This is a genomic window from Streptomyces sp. NPDC026206, from assembly GCF_040638465.1.
In the GTDB taxonomy this organism is placed as follows: domain Bacteria; phylum Actinomycetota; class Actinomycetes; order Streptomycetales; family Streptomycetaceae; genus Streptomyces.
In genome coordinates, this window is record NZ_JBEZYL010000019.1 from 1 (window position 1) to 24109 (window position 24109).

Consider the following 24109-nt stretch of genomic DNA (forward strand, 5'->3'; position numbering starts at 1 on the left):
ACCCGGAAGCTAAGCCTTTCAGCGCCGATGGTACTGCAGGGGGGACCCTGTGGGAGAGTAGGACGCCGCCGAACAATTTTTGAGAAAGCCCTGGTGGGAACCGAAAGGTTCCTGCCAGGGCTTTTTTGCGTTTTCAGGCTGTCACCGCCCCCTCCGCACGGGCCCAAGTCGTCGGGGGGTAAAGTCATGGGACATCGTTGGTACATATCCCCACAGGAGGCCCCCGGGTGGAGGTCCAGGAGACGCGCGTTCAGACCGACCGCGTCCTCACCATCCCGAACATCCTCAGCATGGCGCGCCTGGTCGGCGTACCCCTCTTCCTGTGGCTGATTCTTCAGGAGCACGACGGCTGGGCGCTCCTCGTCCTGGCGCTCAGCGGCGTCAGCGACTACCTCGACGGCAAGCTCGCCCGGCGCTGGAACCAGATCAGCAGCCTCGGCCGGCTGCTGGACCCGGCGGCCGACCGGCTGTACGTCCTCTCCACTCTCTTCGGCCTGACCTGGCGTGAGATCCTCCCGCTGTGGATGACCCTGGCACTCCTCGCCCGTGAGGCCATGCTGCTGGTCATGGTGTGGATCCTGAGGCGCCACGGTTATCCGCCGCCGCAGGTGAACTTCCTCGGCAAGGCCGCGACCTTCAACCTGATGTATGCGTTCCCGTTGCTGCTTCTCAGTGATGGAGAGGGCTGGTTGCCCTCACTCGCCGCGATTTTCGGATGGGCGTTCGCCGGGTGGGGTACAACCCTCTATTGGTGGGCAGGGATCCTCTATGTGGTTCAGGTTCGCCGGCTAGTCACGGCGGACGCCACTGCCGACTGATCCCGCCCAGTCGCGAGGCTCTAGCGGGCGTGAAGTCGGCATGACCGTCGTCTCTCAAGGAGGACGCTTCCGACATGAAGGCCGTCGTGATGGCCGGTGGCGAAGGGACCCGTCTTCGCCCCATGACCTCGAGCATGCCCAAGCCGCTCCTGCCGGTTGCCAACCGGCCGATCATGGAGCATGTGCTACGCCTGCTCAAACGGCACGGGCTCACCGAGACCGTGGTGACCGTGCAATTCCTCGCCTCCCTCGTGAAGAACTACTTCGGTGACGGTGAGGAACTCGGCATGGAGCTCACCTATGCCAACGAGGAAAAGCCACTCGGCACGGCAGGCAGCGTCAAGAACGCGGAAGAGGCGCTCAAGGACGATGCCTTCCTGGTCATCTCCGGCGATGCCCTCACCGATTTCGACCTGACCGACCTGATCCGTTTTCACAAGGAGAAGGGCGCCCTCGTCACCGTCTGCCTCACCCGGGTCCCCAACCCGCTGGAATTCGGCATCACCATTGTCGATGAGCAGGGCAAGGTCGAGCGCTTCCTCGAGAAGCCCACCTGGGGCCAGGTCTTCTCCGACACCGTCAATACGGGCATCTACGTCATGGAGCCCGAGGTGTTCAACTACGTCAAGGCCGACGAACCCGTCGACTGGTCGGGCGATGTCTTCCCGCAGCTGATGAAGGAAGGCAAGCCCGTCTACGGCTATGTGGCCGAGGGGTACTGGGAGGATGTCGGCACCCACGAGAGCTACGTCAAGGCTCAGGCCGACGTCCTCGAAGGCAAAGTGGACGTCGATCTCGACGGTTTCGAGATCTCACCGGGCGTCTGGGTGGCCGAGGGTGCCGAGGTGCACCCCGACGCGGTCCTGCGCGGTCCGCTCTATATCGGCGACTACGCGAAGGTCGAAGCCGGCGCCGAGATCCGTGAGCACACCGTCGTCGGCTCCAACGTCGTCGTCAAGAGCGGTGCCTTCCTCCACAAGGCCGTCGTCCATGACAACGTCTATGTCGGTCAGCAGAGCAATCTGCGCGGCTGCGTCATCGGCAAGAACACCGACATCATGCGCGCCGCCCGGATCGAGGACGGGGCCGTCATCGGGGACGAGTGCCTGGTCGGTGAGGAATCGATTATTCAGGGCAACGTCCGGGTCTACCCCTTCAAGACCATCGAGGCGGGCGCGTTCGTCAATACCTCGGTCATCTGGGAGTCCCGGGGCCAGGCCCATCTCTTCGGCGCCCGAGGGGTGTCCGGCATCCTCAATGTGGAGATCACCCCCGAGCTCGCGGTGCGGCTCGCCGGCGCGTACGCGACCACCCTCAAGAAGGGCGCGACCGTCACCACGGCGCGTGACCACTCCCGTGGTGCGCGGGCGCTCAAGCGGGCGGTGATCTCCGCCCTGCAGGCCAGCGCCATCGACGTCCGGGACCTGGAGAACGTACCGCTGCCGGTGGCCCGCCAGCAGACCGCGCGCGGCAGCGCCGGCGGCATCATGATCCGTACATCGCCGGGCGTGCCGGACTCGGTGGACATCATGTTTCTCGACGAGCGCGGGGCCGACCTCTCCCAGGCCGGGCAGCGCAAGCTCGACCGGGTCTTCGCCCGCCAGGAGTACCGGCGTGCCTTCCCCGGGGAGATCGGTGATCTGTCCTTCCCCTCCAGCGTCTACGATTCCTACACCGGTTCGCTGCTGCGGTCCGTGGACACCACCGGTGTCGCGGAGGCCGGTCTGAAGGTGGTCGTCGACGCCTCGAACGGCAGCGCGGGGCTCGTTCTGCCCAGCCTCCTCGGCCGGCTCGGGGTGGACGCGCTCACCATCAATCCCGGGCTCGATGAAGCGCGGCCGACGGAGACCGCCGACGCCCGGCGTTCCGGGCTGGTGCGGCTCGGGGAGATCGTCGCGTCGGCGCGGGCGGCGTTCGGTGTGCGGTTCGATCCGGTGGGCGAGCGGATCTCCCTCGTGGACGAGCGCGGGCGCATCGTGGAGGACGACCGGGCCCTGCTGGTGCTGCTCGACCTGGTCGCCGCCGAGCGGCGCAGCGGGCGCGTGGCGCTGCCTGTGACCACCACCCGTATCGCCGAGCAGGTGGCCGCGTACCACGGCACGCAGGTGGAGTGGACGACGACGTCGCCCGACGACCTGACGAGGGTCGGGCGGGCCGAGTCGACCATTTTCGGCGGGGACGGCCGCGGCGGGTTCATCGTGCCCGAGTCCAGCAGTGTCTTCGACGGGACGGCCGCGTTCGTCCGTCTCATCGGGCTGGTGGCGCGTACGCAGCTCACGCTCAGCCAGATAGACGCACGGATTCCCCGTGCGCACGTCCTGCGCCGCGACCTGGCGACGCCGTGGGCCGTCAAGGGCCTGGTCATGCGGCACGTCGTGGAGGCGGCGGGGGATCGGTCGGTCGACACCACCGACGGTGTGCGGGTGGTCGAGGCCGACGGGCGCTGGGTGATGGTGCTGCCCGATCCCGCGGAAGCGGTGACGCATCTGTGGGCGGAGGGGCCTGACGACGCCTCCGCGCAGGCGCTGCTGGACGAGTGGTCGGCAGTCGTGGACGGCGCCGGGCGCTGACGCCGGCGGGGCGCAGCGCGACTGGGGCGTGAGGGGCGCCGTCTCCCTGTTCCCCGGAATGTCCCGGATCTGTCCCGGATCCGGCGCGCCGGTGGGGCCATTGGGAGACGGCGCCCCCGACGTGCGACGATGTGCGGCATGTCGCAGCAGCCCCCCGTTCGGAGCACCTCATCGCCGCCGCCGCGCCCCGATGCCTCGATGTCGCTGCTGACCAATGTGATGGATCACAGCCTCGACGACGGCTACGCGGAGGCGGCGGCCCGTCGGGGCGAGGGCGGCAAGGGCCTCCCGAGCACGCTGCGCGCCAAGTTGGGGCTTGCCGCCGCGCTTCTGCTGGCGGCCGTGGTGGTGACCCTCGGGGCGGCGCAGGCGCGGATATCGGCACCCACGCTGGCCAAGGAGCGTGAACAGCTCATCGCGCGCATCGAGGCGGAGACCTCGGCCGCCGACACGCTGCAGAAGAACGTCGATACCCTGCGCGACGCGGTCGGCACCAAGCAGCGTGATGTGCTGCAGAAACACGGGGGCGACAAGGCGGAGTTGGTGTCCCTGCTCGCCGGAGCCACGCCTGTGCAGGGACCCGGGGTCAAAGTAGTCGTCGACGATGCCAAACAGACCAAAACGGGCGGTGGCGGGCCCCGTGAGAGCAGTGGTTTCTCCGACACCGGGCGCGTGCGCGACCGTGACATGCAGCGCATCGTCAACGGTCTGTGGCAGTCCGGCGCGGAGGCGGTCTCCGTCAATGGGCAGCGGCTGACGGCGCTGTCGGCGATCAGGGCCGCCGGTGACGCCATACTGGTCGACAACAGGCCGCTGGTGCCGCCGTACACGGTGCTGGCGATCGGGAACGGTCAGCGGCTGAGCACCGCTTTCCAGGACAGTGCCGACGGGCAGTATCTGCATGTTCTGCAGCAGAACTACGGGGTCCGCGCCAGCATTTCCGCCCAGGACGAAGTCCGGCTGCCTGCCGCGCCGAGTCTGATCGTACGTACCGCAAAGCCAGGGAAGGGCAGATCGTGATCGCCGTATTGGGCCTCATCGTGGGAGTCGTGGTCGGACTGGTCGTCCGCCCCGTGGTGCCGACGGCGGTCGAGCCCTACCTTCCCATCGCCGTCGTGGCGGCGCTGGACGCGGTGTTCGGCGGCTTGCGGGCCATGCTGGACGGCATCTTCGACGACAAGGTCTTCGTCGTGTCGTTCCTGTCCAATGTGGTCGTGGCCGCGCTGATCGTCTTCCTGGGCGACAAACTCGGCGTAGGGGCGCAGTTGTCCACGGGCGTCGTGGTCGTCCTGGGTATCCGAATCTTCTCCAATGCGGCCGCTATCCGGCGGCACATCTTCCGGGCGTGAGACCGATGAGCACAGACGACACCCCGGAGAAGTCCGGAGCGGCGGGACAGCCCGAGGGCGCGGAGGAGCCGCGAAAGCCGCAGAAGCCGCAGCCCTCGGAGGGTGCGCGGGAGCGGCCTGGGCCTGCCGGGCCGTCGGGCGAGGAGGCCGGCGCCGGCGAGCCGGAGCGGCCCGCCCTGCCGGAGCCCGGCGAGACGCCGCGGCCTGAAGCGGAATCCGAGGCCGCACCGCAGCCGGAGCCCGTCCCGCAGGCCGGGCCCGTGACCCGATCGGAAGACGGTCCAAAGGCCGTGCCGTTGACGGGACGTCAACGGCTGCTGAACGGACTGTGGCCACCCAGGTTGACGAGGGCGCAGCTCACCGTGGCGGTTCTGCTGTGCGTGCTCGGCCTCGGGCTGGCCATCCAGGTCCGGTCGACGAGCGACAACAGTGCTCTGCGCGGGGCCCGGCAGGAGGACCTCGTACGGATTCTCGACGAGCTGGACAACCGGACCAAGCGGCTCGAGGACGAGAAGCGGCGGCTGGACAACCAGCGCACGCAGCTGGAAAGCAGTTCCAACCAGGCTGCCGAAGCCCGTAAGCAGACGGCGCAGAAGGAGGAGCAGCTCGGGGTGCTCGCGGGTACGGTGGCGGCCCAGGGGCCCGGCATCGAGCTCACGGTGAGCGACACCAAGGGTGCGGTCGAGGCGGACAAGCTGCTCGACGCCATCCAGGAGCTGCGGGCGGCGGGCGCGGAGGCGATCCAGATCAACGATGTCCGGGTCGTCGCCGACACCTACTTCTCGGGCTCTGCCGGAAAGGTGGAGATCGATGGCAAAAAGGTCTCTCAGCCCTATAAGTTCAAGGTCATCGGCAAGCCGCAGGATCTGGAGCCCGCACTGAACATCCCCGGTGGTGTGGTGCAGACTCTGGAGAAGGAGCAGGCCGCCGTCTCCGTCTCCCGGTCTGAGAAGATCATTGTGGATGCCTTGCGCCCGGCGAAGCGGCCTGACTACGCTCGGTCGTCATCGCAGTGAGACCGTCGCGCAGACGGGGCCCGTGGGGAGGGCGGGAGGTTGCGGGGGGTCGCCGCACCAAGTTCGTGGTGCGTGATGGAAACTGTCTGTTGACTGCGGACGTTGTAAGGATGTCCAGGTCGGACGGTGTGTGCAGCAAGGGTTTGTCCTGCCCCACGGGCGGGTCTGTTTCGGTCAAGGGGAATCGCCCGTGAAGTTGTTTGCGAAGTTGTTCGGCAAGAGCGCACGCCAGGAGGGCGGCACCGCCCGGCACCGGGCGTCGCGCCCGGTGGACAGCGGTGAGGGGGGCCAGGAAGGCCGTCCGCTGTTCCGCGACCAGATGGACGCCGCGGGAGCGCCAGGAGGCGACATTCCGGGCAGTCAGGGCGCGTCCTCTGTTGACCCTGCCCAGGCGGGGCGCATAGGTTTCGGGGCACCAGCAACCTCAAGTGCGGGTGGAGGGTTTGCCTTGCCGGTATGTACGAGGTGTGGCCACCGGAACGCCGAGGCCAGTCGGTTCTGTTCCAACTGCGGTGCGCCGCTGCGGCCGGGAGCCGTGGCCGAGCGCGCGTCGGAGACGACCTCGACCATCTCCATCTCAGGTCTTGAGGCGTACGACTCCGAGACGACCGGCCAGACGCAGATCCCGGCCCTGTCGCCCGAGGCGCAGGCCGCCGTCGACGCGCTGCCGTTGGGCTCGGCGCTGCTGGTGGTCCGGCGCGGTCCCAACTCCGGCAGCCGCTTCCTGCTGGACGCCGATGTGACCACCGCGGGCCGGCACCCGCAGAGCGACATCTTCCTCGACGACGTGACGGTCTCGCGCCGGCACGTGGAGTTCCGCCGCGAGCGGGACGGCAGCTTCACCGTCACCGACGTCGGCAGCCTCAACGGCACCTACGTCAACCGTGAGCCCATCGACTCGGTCGCGCTGTCCAACGGCGACGAGGTGCAGATCGGCAAGTACCGGCTGGTCTTCTTCGGCAGCCAGCGGGGCATCTGACCCTCCCCCGGACTCCGTCCGGGGGTACCCCCAGGGAAGGGCCATGCTTCGAACACCGTCGGGCGGTACCGGATCTCCCGGTGCCGCCGGTGCGGAGGGCCGGCTGGTGAGCATCGGAACGGTGCTCAACCTGCTGCGCGAGGAGTTTCCCGAGGTCACCATCTCCAAGATCCGTTTCCTGGAGGCGGAGGGCCTGGTCGAGCCGCAGCGCACGCCGTCCGGATACCGCAAGTTCAGCACGGACGATGTGGAGCGGCTCGGGTACGTGCTGCGGGTGCAGCGCGACCACTATCTCCCGCTCAAGGTCATCCGCGAGCAGCTGGACGCACTGGCCCGGGGCGAGCGGGTCCAGCTGCCCGCCCCGGCGCAGCCCCGTGACGCGCTGGACCTCCTGGACGCCCCCGAGGTGCCGGAGGGTGCCGACGGGGGAGCCGGCGCCCCTGCGGGCCGCACAGCCGCCCGCATCGGCCGGGCGGAGCTGCTGGCCACCACGGGCGTCACCGAGGACGAGCTGGCCGAGTGGGAGTCCTACGGCCTGCTGTGCGCCCACCCGGACGGCGGATTCGATGCCGATTCCGTGACGATCGCACGGCTCGTCTCCGACCTGGGCGGCTACGGGCTCGAGCCGCGCCACCTGCGCGCCGCGAAGGCGGCCGCCGACCGCGAGGCCGGGCTCATCGAACAGGTGATCGCCCCGCTGCGCAGGCACCGCAACCCCCAGACCAGGGCACATGCCGAGGCCACCGCCAAGGAGCTGGCCGCCTTGTCCGTGCGGCTGCACGCCGCCCTCGTGCGGGCCGCACTGCACCCGCGGGGACGGTGACTGTCAGTGCCCGACTACCCAAACCTGCCGGGCACGTCCTAGGGTTGCTGTGTGAACGAGCTCGATGTCGTGGGTGTCCGGGTGGAAATGCCCTCCAACCAGCCGATCGTGCTCCTGCGTGAAGTGGGAGGCGACCGTTACCTCCCGATCTGGATCGGACCCGGGGAGGCGACGGCCATCGCCTTCGCCCAGCAGGGCATGGCGCCTGCCCGCCCGCTGACTCACGACCTGTTCAAGGACGTGCTGGAGGCGGTCGGACAGCAGCTCGCGGAGGTCCGCATCACGGACCTGCGCGAGGGCGTGTTCTACGCGGAGCTCGTCTTCGCCAGCGGGGTGGAGGTCAGTGCGAGGCCCTCCGACGCCATAGCGCTTGCACTGCGCACCGGCACGCCGATCTACGGCAGTGACGGCGTGCTGGACGACGCGGGGATCGCCATCCCGGACGAGCAGGAGGACGAGGTGGAGAAGTTCCGCGAGTTCCTCGACCAGATCTCGCCGGAGGACTTCGGCACCAACAGCCAGTGAGGCGCGCGCGACGGCAGGCGCACGGCCGCGGAGAGCGGGCCGTGCGATGGTCGCATCGAGGCGACCGCGTGGCGCATTCGAGTAGCCTTTCCCGCTACCTGGACACGTAAAACCACTCTCAGGGTGATTATCACTCGGCGTGCCGAGTGTGGCGATCGTTGACGCACCCCGAGTGACTGCCTACCGTCGAGAAGGCAGGTCAAGGACGGAGGTCGGCGTGAGAAGCACGGGCGACGGTACGGCGGTTGGCGGTCCGTATCCGCTGCAGGGGGGAACGGTCGAACCAGTGCCCCGCTATTCCGCTACGGCGGCGGTCACCACTCCGCGGGGGAGCGATTCCGAGGGCTCCGAGGGCTCCCGGGCCTCGGACGGCATCGGATACCGGGGGCCGACGGCATGCGCGGCGGCGGGCATCACCTACCGGCAGCTGGACTACTGGGCGCGTACCGGGCTCGTGGAGCCCAGTGTGCGCCCCGCATACGGTTCGGGCAGTCAGCGGCTCTACAGCTTCCGGGACGTCGTCGTCCTGAAGATCGTGAAGCGGCTGCTGGACACCGGGGTCTCCCTGCAGAACATCCGCACCGCGGTGCAGCATCTGAGCACCCGCGGCATGGCGGATCTGGCGCAGATGACATTGATGTGCGACGGCGCCACGGTGTACGAATGCACCTCGCCCGACGAGGTCGTCGACCTCCTCCAGGGCGGCCAAGGGGTCTTCGGGATCGCCGTGGGTGTCGTCTGGCGCGACGTCGAGAGCGCGCTGGCGCAGCTGCACGGGGAGCGTGTGGACACCGGGGAGACGCTCGTGGGCCACAACCCGGCGGACGAGCTGGCGCGGCGCCGCAACCGGGCCGGCTGAGCCGGCCGGGCAGCACGCACCGGGCGCCCCCGCCCGCCGCGAAGCGGCGCCGCGAGGGGCGCTCCGCCGCAGGTCGGCGCCATTGTCAGTGGCATGCGGCAGCATCTGTCGGGTGAGGGGTGCGCCGACGATTCTCCATCTGGACATGGACGCTTTCTACGCTTCGGTGGAGCAGGCGTCCAAGCCCAGCCTGCGCGGAAAGCCCGTGGTGGTCGGAGGCATCGGTCCGCGTGGCGTGGTGGCCACCGCGTCGTACGAGGCGCGGGTCTTCGGCGTCCACTCCGCCATGGCGACGGCCCAGGCCCGCAGGCTCTGCCCCCACGCCGCCTACCTCACCCCCCGCTTCCGGCTGTACCAGCAGGTCAGCCAGGAGGTCATGCGGCTGCTCGGCGAGCTGTCGCCCCTGGTGGAGCCGCTGAGCCTCGACGAGGCGTTCGTCGACCTCGAGGCGGGCGGCGTGGAGGCGTCCTCGGTGGCCGTGCGGGCGGTGGGGGAGCGGCTGCGGCGGGACATCAAGGCGGCCACGGGGCTCACCGGGTCCGTCGGCCTCGCCGGATCCAAGATGCTCGCCAAGATCGCCTCGGAGGAGGCCAAGCCCGACGGCCTGGTCGTCATCGAGCCCGGCACGGAGCTGGAGATGCTCGGGCCGATGTCGGTCCGCGCCATCCCCGGCGTGGGACCCGCCACCGCCGAAACGTTGCGGCGCGCCGGGATCACCACCGTGGCCGAGACGGCCGAGGCGGGCGAGGACGAGCTGGTGCGGCTCCTCGGCAGGGCCCACGGCGCCGGGCTGCACGCCCTCGCCACCGGCCACGACGAGCGGCCCGTCGTCGCCGAGCGGGACGCCAAGTCCGTATCGGCCGAGGACACCTTCGCGGAGGACCTCACCGACCGCATCCGGGTGCAGCTGGAGCTCGCCCGCCTCGCCGACCGGTGCGTACGGCGGCTGCGGGATGCCGGGCGCTCGGGGCGCACCGTGGTCATCAAGGTGCGCCGCTACGACTTCTCGACGCTCACCCGCTCGGAGACCCTGCGCGGCCCGACCGACGACCCCGCGGTGGTGCGGGAGGCGGCGGCCCGGCTGCTCGACGGCGTGGACACCACCGCGGGCGTGCGGCTGCTCGGCGTCGGGGTCTCCGGGCTCGCCGACTACACCCAGGAGGACCTCTTCGCCCAGGCCGCGAGCGAGGCGGCGGCCGCTCCCGGCGCCGCGCCACAGGAGGGCGACGAGCCCCAGCAGGCCGCCGACGCCCCCGGCAGGCCCCACCAGTGGCTGCCCGGGCTGGACGTCCGGCACGAGGAGTACGGGAGCGGCTGGGTGCAGGGCAGCGGCGTCGGGCGGGTCACCGTCCGCTTCGAACAACCCTGGTCCGGGCCCGGCCGGGTACGGACCTTCCGCGTCGAGGACCCCGCACTCCAGCCGGCCGAGCCGCTGCCGCTCGTGCGGCCCCCCGAGGATCAGCCCCCTCGGGCGCCCGGCAGCTCGAGCCCGTAGTGGTGGTAGAGCTGCAGCTCCTGCTCCGGCGAGAGATGCCGGCCCACCCCGAAGCCCGGAGCCTGCCGGATCAGGGCGCGGTCGTAGGGAATGCGCAGCACATCGCCCTCGACGTGGCTCGGCTCCAGTGGCACGAAGGCGTCCCGGCCGAAGAGCCCGGTGCGTACGGCCGCCCACTGCGGTTCCCCGGTCGCGTCGTCGAGGTACACCTCGTCCACCGTGCCGATCTTCATGCCGTCGCGGTCGAAGGCCTTCCGGCCGATCAGACTCCGCGGGTCGATGTCGGTCTGCACGGTTCCTCCCTTGATCACGCACCTGCCCCGCCGGCCGGACCCCCGCCGACGAGCCCCCCGGATGCCTCGCAGAGCCCTGTGACAACCACGAAAAGGCACAAAGCGGTAACCGGCCACTCGGGAGATCCGCCCGGAAAGGCGCGCTGGTAGGCTGGCGATTGGCCGCAGACCCGTGCGGGAGAGTCCTCCATCAACACCCGGTCCAGAGGCCGGGCGCTGGCGGAGGCGCCGAAGGAGCAAATCCTCCCCGGAATCTCTCAGGCACCCCGTACCGCACAGGCGAGGTCACTCTGGAAAGCAGGGCGGGCCCCGGTCAGGCATGACGCCGAGCCCTTCCTCACCGACGGTGAAAGCCGGGCCGCAGCATGCCCGGTGAAGCTCTCAGGTTGAGATGACAGAGGGGGAGGCCGTCCGGGTACCCGCGCCGTGGTACCCCTCGCAGGTCGTGACGACCAGGAGGCCTCCGCAGATGACAGCCCACCGCAGCTCCCTTTCCGACCTGGAACGTGGCATGCCCTTCGAGGCCCGCCACATCGGGCCCGACGGGGAGGCCCAGGCGAAGATGCTCGCCCAGGTCGGCTTCGGCTCGCTCGACGAACTCACCGCGGCCGCCGTGCCGGCCGTGATCCGCAGCGCCGAGGCGCTCCGGCTGCCCGCCGCCCGCACCGAGGCCGACGTCCTCGCCGAGCTGCGCACCCTCGCGGACCGCAACCAGGTGCTCGCCCCCATGATCGGCCTCGGCTACCACGGCACGTTCACCCCGCCGGTGATCCTGCGCAACGTCATGGAGAACCCGGCCTGGTACACGGCGTACACGCCCTACCAGCCCGAGATCTCCCAGGGCCGGCTGGAGGCGCTCCTCAACTTCCAGACCGTCGTCGCCGATCTGACCGGGCTGCCCACCTCCGGCGCCTCCCTCCTCGACGAGGGCACCGCCGCCGCCGAGGCGATGGCGCTCTCCCGCCGGGTCGGCAAGGTCAAGAACGGCGTCTTCCTCATCGACGCCGACACCCTGCCGCAGACCATCGCCGTCATACAGACGCGCGCCGAGCCCACCGGCGTCGAGGTCGTCGTCGCCGACCTCTCGGCGGGCATCCCCGACGAGATCGCCGAGCGCGGCGTCTTCGGCGTGCTGCTGCAGTATCCCGGCGCCTCGGGTGCCGTGCGCGACCTGCGCCCGGTCATCGAGCGGGCCCACGAGCTCGGATCGATCGTCACCGTCGCCGCCGACCTGCTCGCCCTGACGCTGCTCACGCCGCCCGGCGAGCTCGGCGCCGACATCGCGGTCGGCACCAGCCAGCGCTTCGGCGTCCCCATGGGCTTCGGCGGGCCGCACGCCGGCTTCATGGCCGTACGCGACCGATTCGCCCGCAGCCTGCCCGGCCGCCTCGTCGGCGTATCCGTCGACGCGGACGGCAACAAGGCCTACCGGCTCGCCCTGCAGACGCGTGAGCAGCACATCCGCCGCGAGAAGGCCACCAGCAACATCTGCACCGCCCAGGTGCTGCTCGCCGTCATGGCCGGCATGTACGCGGTCTACCACGGCCCCGACGGCCTGGCCGGCATCGCGCGCCGCACCCACCGCTACGCCACGGTCCTCGCCGAGGGCCTGCGCGCCGGCGGTGTCGAGATCGTCCACGGCTCGTACTTCGACACCCTCACCGCGCGCGTCCCGGGACGGGCGGCCGAGGTCGTCGCCGCGGCCCGCGCGCTCGGCGTCAACCTCCGCCCGACCGACGCCGACCACGTCGGCATCGCCTGCGACGAGACCACCACCCGCGCCCACCTGGCATCGGTGTGGTCGGCGTTCGGCGTCGATGCGGACGTCGAGGCGCTCGACGCGGAGGTGGCCGACGCGCTGCCCGGGGAACTGGTGCGCGCCGGCGAGTACCTCGCCCACCCGGTCTTCCACCAGCACCGCTCGGAGACCGCGATGCTGCGCTACCTGCGCCGCCTCGCCGACCGCGACTACGCCCTGGACCGGGGCATGATCCCGCTCGGCTCCTGCACCATGAAGCTCAACGCCACCACCGAGATGGAGCCGGTCACCTGGCCCGAGTTCGCCGCGCTGCACCCCTTCGCACCGGTCGAGCAGGCCGGCGGCTACCTCACGCTCATCACCGAGCTGGAGGAGCGGCTCGCCGAGGTCACCGGCTACGACAAGGTCTCCATCCAGCCCAACGCCGGCTCGCAGGGCGAGCTCGCGGGTCTGCTGGCGGTCCGGGCCTACCACCGTGCCAACGGTGACGAGCAGCGCACCGTCTGCCTCATCCCCTCCTCCGCGCACGGCACCAACGCGGCGAGCGCCGTGATGGCCGGCATGAAGGTCGTCGTCGTCAAGACCGCCGACGACGGCGAGGTGGACGCCGGGGACCTGCGCGCCAAGATCGAGCAGTACCGCGACGAGCTGGCCGTGCTGATGATCACCTACCCGTCCACGCACGGCGTGTTCGAGGAGCACGTCGCCGACATCTGCGCCCTCGTGCACGAGGCGGGCGGCCAGGTCTACGTCGACGGGGCCAACCTCAACGCCTTGGTGGGCGTGGCCAAGCCGGGTGAGTTCGGCGGCGACGTCTCGCACCTGAACCTGCACAAGACCTTCTGCATCCCGCACGGCGGCGGCGGCCCGGGCGTCGGCCCGGTGGCCGTCCGCGCGCACCTCGCCCCGTACCTGCCCAACCACCCGCTGCAGCCCACCGCGGGCCCGGCGACGGGCGTCGGGCCGATCTCGGCCGCGCCGTGGGGCTCCGCCGGCATCCTGCCGATCTCCTGGGCGTACGTCCGGCTGATGGGCGGCGAGGGCCTCAAGCGCGCCACGCAGGTCGCGGTACTCGGCGCCAACTACATCGCCAAGCGCCTGGAGCCGCACTACCCCGTGCTCTACACCGGCCCCAACGGGCTGGTCGCGCACGAGTGCATCGTCGACCTGCGGCCGCTGACCAAGGCGACCGGGGTGAGCGTCGACGACGTCGCCAAGCGGCTCATCGACTACGGCTTCCACGCGCCGACCATGTCCTTCCCGGTGGCCGGAACGCTGATGATCGAGCCGACGGAGAGCGAGGACCTCGCCGAGCTGGACCGTTTCTGCGAGGCGATGATCGCCATCCGCGCCGAGATCGAGAAGGCCGGGTCGGGCGAGTGGGACAAGGACGACAACCCGCTGCGCAACGCCCCCCACACCGCCGCCTCGGTGGCCGGCGCCTGGGAGCACCCGTACAGCCGTGAAGAGGCCGTCTTCCCGGCCGGGGTGACGGCCGCCGACAAGTACTGGCCGCCGGTGCGCCGCGTCGACGGCGCCTACGGCGACCGCAACCTGGTCTGCTCCTGCCCGCCGATGGAGGAGTACGACGGCTGACAGGGGCCCGGAGACGGGTCGGGGCCGGTTCGGCGTTCACGCCGGGCCGGCCCCTTCATGTGCTGTCGTGTGTCATCTGCGGCTGAGCCGGGTAACTGTCGCGCTAGGCGGCCGTCACCACGTGGTCGGTGCCGAGCGACCGGTGCGGTGCGATGATCTGCCCGTCGGGCAGCAGCTCACCGGTGTCCTCGAAGCAGAGGACGCCATTGCACAGCAGGCTCCATCCCTGCTCCGGATAGGCGGCCACGAGATGGGCGGCCTCCCGGTCGGCGGAGTCTGCTGACGGGCACGCGGGCTGGTGCTGGCACATGGAAGGGATCTTTCGTTCTGTTGTGGTGGCTGTCCTGCGGCTCGATGCGGTGTTCATGCCGCCCCCCGTTGTGAATCGTCGGTCGGTCCCAGTGTTGCCCTACGGGATCGATTCCGCAGGGAATTCACAGTGACGCTCCTCACAGGAGGATGACGCGTCACCCGTGCGAGCGGTTGCCTCCAACTCGGCAGTCCCTTTGGGTGGTTCGGCATAGCCACGGTGGGCTAGCCCGTAGGGGTGAGGGTGGTGACAAAGTGGTGCGCCCCGCGGCTCACCGGGTTCTTCCGGGCGCGGGGCGCGTGATCGCGTAGGCCTTCTCAGGCGGTCGCCTTGAGCGCGGGGCCGGGGGTCAGCCGGAGGGTGAGCATCGGCAGCAGATCACTGACCCGGTGCGGGCGGTGCGCGGCGATGCCGGGCGGCGCGGGGGCGAGGGGCACCAGAAGGTCGCCCGGGGCGAAGAGCTCCGAGGAGGCGTCGGCCGCGATGTCGGCATGCAGCCAGAGCGTGAGCATGTAGAGCTCGGGCACGGACAGCAGCCGTGGCTGGTACGGCGTGGGCAGCGCCTCCGCCTGGCGCAGCGCCCGCTCGGTGGACGCCAGATAGGGCCCCTCGAAGAAGTGGGAGAAGGCCCAGCCGTCGGGGGTGGGCATCGCCTCGCCGGCGGCCACCACGCGCTCGCCTCCCCTGATCAGGAAGCGCCAGCCGGTGAGCCGGGTGCGGGGGGCCCCGCCGCGAGCGGGCATCCGCTCCAGGACGTGTACGGGCAGCGGGAGTTCGGGGGTGAGCGGGGTCTGGGTGGACCTCAGTGACGGGGTGCGGGCCTCACGGACGGCGGTGGGGGAACCGAGGGCCGTGCGGACGCTACGGAGGGCAGGCGCGGGGGCAGGGGGGACATGCAGCGGCATGGTGTGGGTCGCCTCTCGCTTCGGAGACACGGTGGAGCTTGGGCAGGTGCGGACGACGCTGTCGCGTGCGGGGTCAGAGGGGGGCCGGGACCGACTCCAGGGCGCCTACTCTCTGCCTCATTCCGGAGTTTATACGACACATGTTCACATGATGTTTCGCCTAGCTGTCGCCAGTATTTCCGGCAAGGCGAAATCAGGGCTCGATCCCCGGGGGATTTCGGTGTTTTTGTGACGTGCCCGCACCCATGACCTCGGCCGTTTCGCCATATACGGTAGGCCGGATCCGATCGGTGTTTATCACCAGCGCATTGCCCTGAGCCCCTCAGTCCACTTTATGCCGACGGAATGTGCCGGAGTGCGCCCGACGAGATCCTACCGGGTGTGCGGTCGCCGCGAGGCGTTATGGATCGCGTCGCCTGGGCATCATCGACCGTGACACGGCGGCCGGCGCCGGGGCGGCCCGCTCGAGGAGGGACGCTTGAATGGGTGAGAAGGTCGCAGCCGTGGGGTTCGACCTCGCCGACCGACAGCACCACCGGGACAAGCTCCGGCAGTGTCTGGAAGGGCTGGCGAGACTGCTGGAGGAGAAGCGGTTCGACCGCCCGCGCAATCTTATGGGGCTGGAGATCGAGCTGAATCTCGCGGGCTCTGACGGCATGCCGAGCATGGTGAATGCCGAGGTGCTGGAGCGTATTGCAAGTCATGATTTCCAGACCGAGCTCGGGCAGTTCAACCTGGAAGTGAACATCGTCCCTCACCGGCTCTCGGGAAGAGTGCTCGACCAGCTTGCCGAAGAGCTGCGCACCGGCCTCTCCTACGCCGACCGCAAGGCCATGGAAGTCGATTCCGGAATCGTCATGATCGGGATTCTGCCGACCCTCACGAGCCGCGACCTGGTGTCGTCGAACCTCTCCGACGGCGACCGCTACTTCCTGCTCAACGACCAGGTCGTGGCCGCCCGCGGTGAGGAATTCACCATCGACATCGCCGGCGTCGAGCGGCTCACGTGCACTGCCAGGTCCATCGCCCCGGAGGCCGCCTGCACCTCCGTGCAGCTGCACCTGCAGGTCACCCCGGGCCGCTTCGCCGCGGTGTGGAATGCCGCGCAGGCCGTCGCGGCAGTCCAGATAGCCGTGGGCGCCAACTCGCCCTTCCTCTTCGGCCGGGAGCTGTGGCGCGAGTCCCGGCCGCCGCTGTTCGTCCAGTCCACCGACACCCGCCCGCCCGAGCTCCAGGTCCAGGGCGTACGGCCGCGGACCTGGTTCGGGGAGCGCTGGATCACCTCCGCGTACGAGCTGTTCGAGGAGAACGTGCGCTTCTTCCCGCCGCTGCTGCCCATCTCCAGCGACGAGGACCCCCTGCGCGTCCTGGGCGAGGGCGGCGTGCCGATGCTGCATGAACTGGCGCTGCACAACGGCACGATCTACCGCTGGAACCGCCCCGTGTACGGGATCGCTGGCGGCGTCCCCCACCTGCGCGTGGAGAACCGGGTCCTGCCCGCCGGCCCCACCATCACCGATGTCGTCGCCAACGCCGCCTTCTACTACGGGCTGATCAGGGCTCTCGCCGAGGAACCCCGGCCGGTGTGGAGCCGGATGCCGTTCGCCGTCGCCGCCGACAACTTCGACGCCGCCTGCCGTCACGGCATCGAGGCCTTCCTGCGCTGGCCCCGGGCGGGCCGGGGCGGCGCCCCGGCGCGGGTGCCGGCCGTGCGGCTCGTCCTGGACGAGCTGCTGCCGCTGGCCGCGGCCGGTCTCGACGCGTGGGGTGTGGAACCCGCCGACCGCGACCACTACCTCGGCGTCATCGAGGAACGCTGCCGGCGCCGCGTCAACGGGGCGTCCTGGCAGGCCGCCACCTACCACCGGGCGCTCGAACGGGGCCTGGGCCGGGACCACGCGCTGGCCGCCACCACGCGGCGCTACTGCGAGCTGATGCGCACCGGCGAACCGGTGCACGCCTGGCCGCCCGGCATCACCGGCTGACACGGCGGCCCCTGTTCGTACCCGCACGAGGCCGTCGGGCAAGCTGTGACGACCGTCGCGCAACGGTCGTGACGGCGGCCAGACGGGAGACGACAGTGCGGCAGAACGCTCCAAACGGTGACGCGGGCACCCGGCCGGAGGTCCCGCACGGGCGGCCGGGCGGCGCCGGGACGCCGCCGCGGCGGGTGCTGCGCGCGGAGCTGCTGATCGTCCTGGCGCTGTCGCTCGGGGCCAGCGCGGTCTCGTCGCTGATCAGCTTCATCGGTGCGGCCACCAGGCCGGGCGGCCTCAAGGACCAGGCCGCCACGCTCAATGCCTCCCGCGCGCCCGGCCGGCCCTGGCTCGACCTCGCCTGGCAGCTGTTCGGCATCGCGACCGCGCTCGTGCCCGTCCTCCTGGTGGCGTACCTGCTGATGCGCGAGGCCCGGCGGACCGGGGGGCTGCGGGTCATCGGCTTCGACCGTGAGCGCCCGGCCTTCGACCTCACGCGCGGCGCGGGCCTGGCCGCGGCCATCGGCGGCACGGGGCTGGCGTTCTACCTCGCCGTACGGGCAGCCGGCTTCAACCTGACCGTGGTGCCGGAGAACCTGCCCGACGTGTGGTGGAAGCTTCCGGTACTGATCGCCTCGGCCCTGCAGAACGCGGTGCTGGAGGAGGTCGTGGTCGTCGGCTACCTGCTGCGCCGGCTCGGGCAGCTGGGCTGGACCCCGGTGGCGGCGCTGGCGGCGAGCGCGGTGCTGCGCGGCTCGTACCACCTCTACCAGGGCATCGGCGGCCTGGTCGGCAACATGGTGATGGGTGTGGTCTTCGTCCTGCTGTACCGGCGGTGGGGGCGGGTCGGGCCGCTGGTGGCCGCGCACGCGCTGATCGACGTCGTGGCGTTCGTCGGCTACGCGCTGCTCGCCGGCAAGGTGGGCTGGCTGCCCACGGCCTGACCGGCCCCCGGCGGTCCGGCTACGCCAGCAGCTCGCCGTCGATGACGGTGACGGCCGAGCCGGTCAGCAGCGTCCGCTCGCCGCGCAGCGCGGTGCGCACCAGGCCGGTCCGCGCGGATGCCTGGAGGCCCGTGAGGTCCTCGCGGCCGAGCCGGGCGGACCAGAACGGGGCCAGCGCGGTGTGCGCGCTGCCGGTGACGGGATCCTCGTCGATGCCGACGTTGGGGAAGAAGCAGCGCGAGACGTAGTCGTGGCCGCGCGCCGGGTCCTCGGCGGGGGCGGTGACGATGATGCCCCGGCGGGAGTGCCGGGCGAGCGCCGGGATGTCCGGGGTCAGCGCCCGTACGGTCTTCTCGTCGGCGAGTTCGACGAGGAGGTCTCCGATGTGCGGGCCCGTGTCGTGCGTGCTCAGCGGTGTGGCGCCGAGGGCCTCGGCCACGCCGTCGGGCAAGGGCACCCCGGTGAGCGGGGCGGTCGGGAAGTCCAGGGTGATCGAGCCGTTCTCGTGCGCGGTCGCGGTGAGGATGCCGCAGCGGGCGGCGAAGCGCACGGTTCCGGTGGCGTTGCCCGTGGTGTGCAGGACATGGGCCGTGGCGAGCGTGGCGTGGCCGCACATGTCGACCTCGGTGGCGGGCGTGAACCAGCGCAGCGCCCAGTCGGCGTCGGAGCCGGCCGGCAGGGGGTGGGTGAACGCCGTCTCGGCGTGGTTGACCTCGGTGGCGACGTGCTGCAGCCAGGCGTCGTCCGGGAAGGCGCCGGAGTCCAGGAGCAGAACCCCGGCCGGGTTGCCGGCGAAGGGGCGGTCGGTGAAGGCATCGACGATTCGGATTCGCATGACGGGACGGTAGGGGCCCCAGAAGCCGCAGGCCAGAGCCAATCGGCCGGAAGTGGCCCGGATGTGCCCCGGCCGTTGTCGCGGGGCTGGTTGCGCACTGCCCGAGTCGCATGGTCGCGGGGTCTTGCCGTCCGAGCGTTAGCGATATATCGTCGAAACATCGCAACTGATCGACGATTGGAGTTACGTCATGCGTTTCCATGGTCACGGTCATGAGTACCGTGGGTCCGATCGGGGCGCTGGTGGTGGCCGGCGGGCCTTCGGGTCGTTCGGTCCGCCCTTCGGTGGCCCGCCGTTCGGCGGCCGGGGGCGTGGCGGACCGGGTGGCAGGGCGCGGCGCGGCAATGTGCGCGCGTCGATCCTGGCGCTGCTGAAGGACCGCCCGATGCACGGCTACGAGATGATTCAGGAGATCGCCGAGCGCAGTGGCGGGGCCTGGAAGCCGAGCCCCGGATCCGTCTACCCGACGCTCCAGCTGCTGGAGGACGAGGGCCTGATCCGCAGCGCGAGCGAGGGCGGCAAGAAGCTGTTCACGCTCACCGACGCCGGCCGGGCCGAGGCCGACGCCGGCTCCGGCGCCCCGTGGGAGGACGTCGGGCGCGGAGCCGACTGGGAGGCCGTGCAGGAGGTCCGCAAGGCCGGCTTCGGCCTGATGGAGGCCTTCGGGCAGGTCTGGCGGACCGGCAGCGCCGAGCAGCGCGAAAAAGCCATGGCCGTCATCGGCGAAGCACGCAAGAAGCTCTATCTGATCCTCGCCGACGAGAGCTGAAGCGAGGAGTGGGGGCGCCCGCGGAACCGGTATTCCGTGGACGCCCCGCCACGTTCCTTGACGGGGCGTCAGGACATGGCCAGACTCCGGTTCCGGATCCGATCAGGAACGGAGCCATGCCATGGCCCTGCGCACGCGTCCGCGGCGCCCCGTGCTCGCGCTCACGGCCCTCGCCGTCTGCGCGGCTTCCCTTGCGGGCGTCCCGGCCGGAGCCGACGACGGCGCCCCGCGCTACCTCGACGCACGCGCCGCGCCGGACGACCGTGCCCGCGACCTGCTGCACCGCATGACCCTCGGCGAGAAGATCGGGCAGATGGTGCAGATCGCCGTGAACAGACTGCAGGGCGACTGCCGTGGCAGCGGTGGTGAGCCCGACGGGGCCTGCATGAAGACCGTGCTGCGCGACCATGCCGTCGGCTCGGTGCTCTCCGGCGGCGGCATGGGGCCGCCCCGCAACACGCCGGGCGACTGGGCCCGCATGGTCAACGCCGTGCAGAAGTACGCCGTCGACCACAGCCGGTTGCACGTCCCCGTGCTCTACGGCATCGACGCCGTCCACGGCCACAACAACGTCCTCGGCGCCACCGTCCTGCCCCACCAGATCGGCCTCGCCGCGACCTGGGACCCCGCGCTCGTACGGGACGCCGCCGCCACCACCGCCCGCGCGGTCGCCGCAACCGGAGTCGACTGGAACTTCGCCCCCGTCGCCGACCTCGCCCGCGACCGCCGCTGGGGGCGCTACTACGAGACCTACGGCGAGGACCCGCTGCTGGCCGGGACCCTTGCCGCCGCGAGCGTACGGGGCATCCAGAGCGCTCACGGGGCCAAGAACGTCGCCGCCACGGTCAAGCACCTCGGCGGCTACTCCGAACCCGCCAACGGTCACGACCGGGTGCCTGCCGACGTCTCCCCGCGCTACCTCCAGGACACACTCCTGCCGCCCTACCGCGCCGCCGTCGAGGCCGGGGCGAGGACCGTGATGGTCAACTCCGGTGCCGTCAACGGTGTACCGGCGACAGCCTCCCGCCATCTGCTGACGACGGTGCTGCGCCGGCAGTGGGGTTTCACCGGCGTCACGGTCTCCGACTGGCAGGACGTCCGTGCCCTGTGGACCAAGTACAAGGTTGCCCCCGACTACCCGCATGCAATCGCGCTGGCGGTCAACGCCGGTGTCGACATGACGATGGAGCCCTACGAGGCCGCGGAGTTCACCGAGGGCCTGCGAACGGCGGTACGCAAGGGACTGGTGAGCCGCGAGCGGATCGACGAGGCCGCGGGGCGCGTCCTACGGCTGAAATTCGGCCTCGGTCTCTTCGAGCGACCGTTTGTCGACGCCGAGCGCGCAAACGCGGAAGTTCTCGGAGCGGGCCGCGAGATCGCCCGGCGTGCCGCCGCTGCCTCGCAGGTGCTGCTGCGCAACGAGAAGGACGTGCTGCCGATCCGGCCGTCGGCGCGGAAGATCGTCGTCGCAGGCGCCCACGCGGACGACATCGCCGACCAGGCGGGCGGCTGGACCGTCGGCTGGCACCGGGTGCCCGAAGGGGTGCGGCTGCCCGGTACGACCGTGCTGCGGGGCATCGAGGAGGCCGCGCCCGCCGGAACCCGGGTCGTCCACGCCGAGGACGCCGCGCGGGCGGCGGAGGAGGCCCGTACCGCCGATGTGACGGTCGTCGTGGTCGGTGAGAAGGCCGCGGCCGAGGGCGAGGCCGACAGTCCCCGGCCCGAGCTCCCGGCCGGTCAGCAGGCGCTGGTGTCGTCCCTGAAGGCGAGCGGAAGACCCGTCGTGGTCGTGGTGATCGCCGGGCGCCCGCCGGTGCTGGGGGAGGCGGCCGGAACCGAAGGGCTGTTGATGTCCTGGCTGCCGGGCGGCGAAGGCGGGCACGCGGTCGCGGATGTGCTCTTCGGCAGGGTGAACCCGAGCGGCCGGCTTCCGGTGTCCTGGCCCCGGCGGACCGGCAACGAGCCGCTGTACTACCAGCAGTTGCCCGGGACGAACGCGGGGCCGGAGTCCGCGCACGACGTGGCGTACGACTTCGGCGCCGGGCTCTCCTACACCGGCTACCGCTTCGACTCCCTCACGCTCGGCGCGGCCTCCGTGCCGGCGGGCCGGGCGGTGCGGGTGACGGTGCGGGTGAGCAACACCGGAGCGCGCGACGGCGACATGGTCGTACCGCTGTACGTGTCCCGGCCGGTCAGCGGCGTCCTGGCTCCGCCGCGCAGGCTGGTGGCGTTCACCAGGACGCACCTGAAGGCGGGGCAGTCCGCGGCGGTGCGGCTGACCGTCCCGGCGCGCGTGCTCGCGGTGACCCCGGGCGACCTCGACGGCGCGGGGCCGCCGCGCGTGGAGCGTGGGGCGTATGTGTTCACCGCCGGGGAGCGCACGGCCGCACTGGATGTGACATAGGGCGCGCGTCAACGCGCAACGCGCGTCCCTGAGACAGCCGTCGTCCTCCCTTCTCCTGAAGGATGACGAGCCGGCAGGCCCTGCCCGACCGGCGTCGGATGCGCAAACGCAACCCTGCGGGCATGCTCTCATCACATGGGACTGATGGGGTGGCAGGGTGCAAAGCCGTACACCTGACACCGGCCGGACCGGGGCCACGGGCGAACTGCTCAGCGCCGAGCTCGCCTCGGCGGTAGCAGGCGCCCGCAGGCGCGCCGCACGCGACGGCGACCGGCAGATCGACACCGCCCATCTGCTGCACACCCTGCTCGAAGCCGACCCCGGCGTCCGGGACTGCCTGCACGGCGGTCCCGCCCGGGTCGCCCGGCTGCTCGGTTATCTCGTCCAGCGCACCATCGGCTACGCGCTGCGCTGGAGCGGCACGGTGGAGGACTCCGGAGCCCTGCCCGCCCTGCCCGCGGCCGTGGTGCCCGGCTGGTCGCCGGCCGCCGCCGGTGCCATGAGCAAGGCGCGTGCCCGGGCGCACGCGCGGGGCGCGGGGCGTGTGGAGGGCGTGGACCTGCTCGCCGCCCTCGTCCGCGACCCCCGCTGCCGTGCCGTCGAAGTCCTGCGCCGGGCGGGTGCCGACCCGGCCCTGATCGCCGCACGCCTGGAGGACCCCGCCTGTTCCGAGTGCGGCTGAGTGCGGCTGAGAGGCTTCACGGGGCGGATTGTGCCAGGTCGTACGAGGTCTCCCGAGATGTGCCAGGACCAAAAGGGGTGACGGTCCTGTCGATTGCTGCCATGATGCAGCGATGCAAGCGTCTCAAGGCAGAAGCGTCGGCCTGGGCCTGGCCCTGGTGTCCGCGCTCGCGTTCGGTGGATCCGGTGTCGCGGCCAAGCCGCTGATCGAGGCGGGCCTGGCCCCCCTCCACGTGGTGTGGCTGCGGGTGACGGGCGCGGCCCTGGTGCTGCTGCCCGTGGCCTGGCGCCATCGCGCCCTGGTGACGCGGCGTCCGGCGCTGCTGGCCGGCTTCGGACTGCTCGCCGTGGCGGGCGTCCAGGCCTGCTACTTCGCGGCGATATCCCGCATCCCGGTCGGCGTCGCCCTGCTGGTGGAATACCTCGCCCCGGCGCTCGTGCTCGGCTGGGTGCGGTTCGTCCAGCGGCGGCCGGTGAGCCGGGCCGCCGCCTCGGGCGTGGTCCTGGCGGTCGGCGGGCTCGCCTGTGTCGTGGAGGTGTGGTCCGGGCTGAGCTTCGACGCCGTGGGCCTGCTGCTGGCGCTGTGCGCTGCCTGCTGCCAGGTCGGCTACTTCATCCTCTCCGACCACGGGGGTGACGGCGACGACCCGGCCGACCCGGTCGGGGTCATCGCGTACGGACTGCTCGTCGGCGCCGTGCTGCTGACCGCGGTGGCGACCCCCTGGGACATGGACTGGGAGGTGCTCCGCGGCAGCGCGGACCTGAACGGCACATCCGTGCCCGCCCTGGTGCTGCTGGGCTGGATCGTGCTGGTCGCGACAGTGGCCGCCTACCTCACCGGAGTGGTGTCCGTGCGCCGGCTCTCCCCACAGGTCGCGGGCGTCGTCGCCTGCCTGGAGGCGGTCATCGCCACGGTGCTGGCCTGGGTGCTGCTCGGGGAGCACCTCTCCGCGCCGCAGATCGCCGGGGGAGCGGTCGTTCTGACGGGCGCGTTCATCGCGCAGCGCTCCACGCCCGGAGAGGCGCCCACGGCGCCCGTGGCCCAGGGAGGCGCCGGTGCGGTCGTCGAGGCGCACGCCGGGCGGGAGTTGTCCGGGGGGACCCGTTCGTCCTAGGCTGGCGATCATGCCGATGACTGTTCTGCCGCCTCCCGCCGCGTAGCGCGGGCGGCCGCTCCCGGAGGACCGGGCCCGGGACGAGTTC

Annotated in this window: 21 protein-coding genes, 1 rRNA gene, 1 pseudogene and 1 riboswitch; of the genes and pseudogenes, 19 read left to right on the forward strand and 4 right to left on the reverse strand. The window is 71.1% G+C overall.

Going from position 1 to position 24109, the window contains the following annotated elements:
* The 12 genes and pseudogenes from rrf to AB0F13_RS23365 all read left to right on the forward strand — a co-directional run.
* Nucleotides 1-74: ribosomal RNA gene (gene rrf / locus AB0F13_RS23310) — 5S ribosomal RNA — on the forward strand; the annotation flags it as partial.
* A gap of 153 nt (nt 75-227) precedes the next feature.
* Nucleotides 228-818, forward strand: a complete 591-nt coding sequence (locus tag AB0F13_RS23315; protein ID WP_362085551.1) for a CDP-alcohol phosphatidyltransferase family protein — start codon at nt 228-230, stop codon at nt 816-818.
* A 74-nt stretch (nt 819-892) separates the two neighbouring features.
* The gene (locus tag AB0F13_RS23320) at nt 893-3388 is read left to right on the forward strand and encodes a mannose-1-phosphate guanyltransferase (RefSeq protein ID WP_362085554.1); all 2496 of its coding nucleotides are present in this window, start codon (nt 893-895) and stop codon (nt 3386-3388) included.
* Between the two features lie 138 nt (nt 3389-3526).
* Nucleotides 3527-4408: a DUF881 domain-containing protein gene (locus AB0F13_RS23325; protein WP_362085556.1), complete on the forward strand. Its 882-nt coding sequence runs from the start codon at nt 3527-3529 to the stop codon at nt 4406-4408.
* On the forward strand, nt 4405-4737 hold the full coding sequence (locus AB0F13_RS23330; RefSeq protein ID WP_071964751.1) for a small basic family protein: 333 nt from the start codon (nt 4405-4407) through the stop codon (nt 4735-4737). The genes AB0F13_RS23325 and AB0F13_RS23330 overlap by 4 nt, the downstream gene beginning before the upstream one ends.
* Nucleotides 4738-4742: 5 nt before the next feature.
* Complete coding sequence (locus tag AB0F13_RS23335) at nt 4743-5753, forward strand: DUF881 domain-containing protein (protein ID WP_362085559.1); 1011 nt, start codon at nt 4743-4745, stop codon at nt 5751-5753.
* Nucleotides 5754-6072: 319 nt separating this feature from the next.
* Nucleotides 6073-6270, forward strand: a pseudogene (locus tag AB0F13_RS23340) (zinc-ribbon domain-containing protein); the annotation flags it as partial.
* A gap of 18 nt (nt 6271-6288) precedes the next feature.
* Complete coding sequence (locus AB0F13_RS23345) at nt 6289-6732, forward strand: FHA domain-containing protein (RefSeq protein WP_362085782.1); 444 nt, start codon at nt 6289-6291, stop codon at nt 6730-6732.
* 43 nt (nt 6733-6775) lie between these two features.
* The gene (locus AB0F13_RS23350) at nt 6776-7555 is read left to right on the forward strand and encodes a MerR family transcriptional regulator (protein ID WP_362085562.1); all 780 of its coding nucleotides are present in this window, start codon (nt 6776-6778) and stop codon (nt 7553-7555) included.
* A 51-nt stretch (nt 7556-7606) separates the two neighbouring features.
* On the forward strand, nt 7607-8080 hold the full coding sequence (locus tag AB0F13_RS23355; RefSeq protein ID WP_004947186.1) for a bifunctional nuclease family protein: 474 nt from the start codon (nt 7607-7609) through the stop codon (nt 8078-8080).
* Between the two features lie 217 nt (nt 8081-8297).
* Nucleotides 8298-8939, forward strand: a complete 642-nt coding sequence (locus AB0F13_RS23360) for a MerR family transcriptional regulator (protein WP_362085565.1) — start codon at nt 8298-8300, stop codon at nt 8937-8939.
* A gap of 112 nt (nt 8940-9051) precedes the next feature.
* Nucleotides 9052-10434, forward strand: a complete 1383-nt coding sequence (locus AB0F13_RS23365; RefSeq protein WP_362085568.1) for a DNA polymerase IV — start codon at nt 9052-9054, stop codon at nt 10432-10434.
* Here the strand turns inward: AB0F13_RS23365 and AB0F13_RS23370 are convergent.
* On the reverse strand, nt 10398-10727 hold the full coding sequence (locus tag AB0F13_RS23370) for a PRC-barrel domain-containing protein (protein ID WP_362085571.1): 330 nt from the start codon (nt 10725-10727) through the stop codon (nt 10398-10400). The genes AB0F13_RS23365 and AB0F13_RS23370 overlap by 37 nt on opposite strands.
* Before the next feature lie 165 nt (nt 10728-10892).
* A riboswitch (glycine riboswitch) is annotated at nt 10893-11011 on the forward strand.
* A 185-nt stretch (nt 11012-11196) separates the two neighbouring features.
* On the opposite strand from AB0F13_RS23370, the gene gcvP reads away from it, so the two are divergent.
* The gene (gene gcvP / locus AB0F13_RS23375; protein ID WP_362085573.1) at nt 11197-14082 is read left to right on the forward strand and encodes an aminomethyl-transferring glycine dehydrogenase; all 2886 of its coding nucleotides are present in this window, start codon (nt 11197-11199) and stop codon (nt 14080-14082) included.
* A 103-nt stretch (nt 14083-14185) separates the two neighbouring features.
* Here gcvP and AB0F13_RS23380 read toward each other — a convergent pair whose 3' ends face one another.
* Both AB0F13_RS23380 and AB0F13_RS23385 read right to left on the reverse strand, forming a co-directional pair.
* Nucleotides 14186-14392: a DUF5999 family protein gene (locus AB0F13_RS23380; protein WP_362085576.1), complete on the reverse strand. Its 207-nt coding sequence runs from the start codon at nt 14390-14392 to the stop codon at nt 14186-14188.
* A gap of 317 nt (nt 14393-14709) precedes the next feature.
* A complete protein-coding gene (locus AB0F13_RS23385) occupies nt 14710-15297 on the reverse strand; it encodes a hypothetical protein (RefSeq protein ID WP_362085579.1) in 588 nt (195 codons plus the stop codon).
* A gap of 482 nt (nt 15298-15779) precedes the next feature.
* Between AB0F13_RS23385 and AB0F13_RS23390 the strand changes: the two genes are divergently transcribed.
* Together AB0F13_RS23390 and AB0F13_RS23395 are read left to right on the forward strand one after the other, a co-directional pair.
* Nucleotides 15780-17282: a glutamate-cysteine ligase family protein gene (locus AB0F13_RS23390; protein ID WP_362085582.1), complete on the forward strand. Its 1503-nt coding sequence runs from the start codon at nt 15780-15782 to the stop codon at nt 17280-17282.
* Nucleotides 17283-17467: 185 nt separating this feature from the next.
* Nucleotides 17468-18217: a CPBP family intramembrane glutamic endopeptidase gene (locus AB0F13_RS23395; RefSeq protein ID WP_362085785.1), complete on the forward strand. Its 750-nt coding sequence runs from the start codon at nt 17468-17470 to the stop codon at nt 18215-18217.
* A 19-nt stretch (nt 18218-18236) separates the two neighbouring features.
* Here AB0F13_RS23395 and AB0F13_RS23400 read toward each other — a convergent pair whose 3' ends face one another.
* Nucleotides 18237-19052: a PhzF family phenazine biosynthesis protein gene (locus AB0F13_RS23400; RefSeq protein ID WP_362085585.1), complete on the reverse strand. Its 816-nt coding sequence runs from the start codon at nt 19050-19052 to the stop codon at nt 18237-18239.
* Between the two features lie 190 nt (nt 19053-19242).
* Here AB0F13_RS23400 and AB0F13_RS23405 point away from each other — a divergent pair, with 190 nt between their 5' ends.
* The 4 genes from AB0F13_RS23405 to AB0F13_RS23420 all read left to right on the forward strand — a co-directional run bounded on the left by AB0F13_RS23405 (nt 19243) and on the right by AB0F13_RS23420 (nt 24021).
* Complete coding sequence (locus AB0F13_RS23405) at nt 19243-19821, forward strand: PadR family transcriptional regulator (RefSeq protein ID WP_362085588.1); 579 nt, start codon at nt 19243-19245, stop codon at nt 19819-19821.
* Nucleotides 19822-19942: 121 nt separating this feature from the next.
* Nucleotides 19943-22225, forward strand: a complete 2283-nt coding sequence (locus AB0F13_RS23410; RefSeq protein ID WP_362085591.1) for a glycoside hydrolase family 3 N-terminal domain-containing protein — start codon at nt 19943-19945, stop codon at nt 22223-22225.
* Nucleotides 22226-22382: 157 nt separating this feature from the next.
* Complete coding sequence (locus AB0F13_RS23415; RefSeq protein ID WP_362085594.1) at nt 22383-22907, forward strand: Clp protease N-terminal domain-containing protein; 525 nt, start codon at nt 22383-22385, stop codon at nt 22905-22907.
* Between the two features lie 112 nt (nt 22908-23019).
* Nucleotides 23020-24021 carry an EamA family transporter gene (locus tag AB0F13_RS23420; RefSeq protein ID WP_362085597.1) on the forward strand — a complete coding sequence of 334 codons (1002 nt, stop codon included), beginning with the start codon at nt 23020-23022 and terminating at the stop codon, nt 24019-24021.
* Nucleotides 24022-24109: the final 88 nt, after the last annotated feature.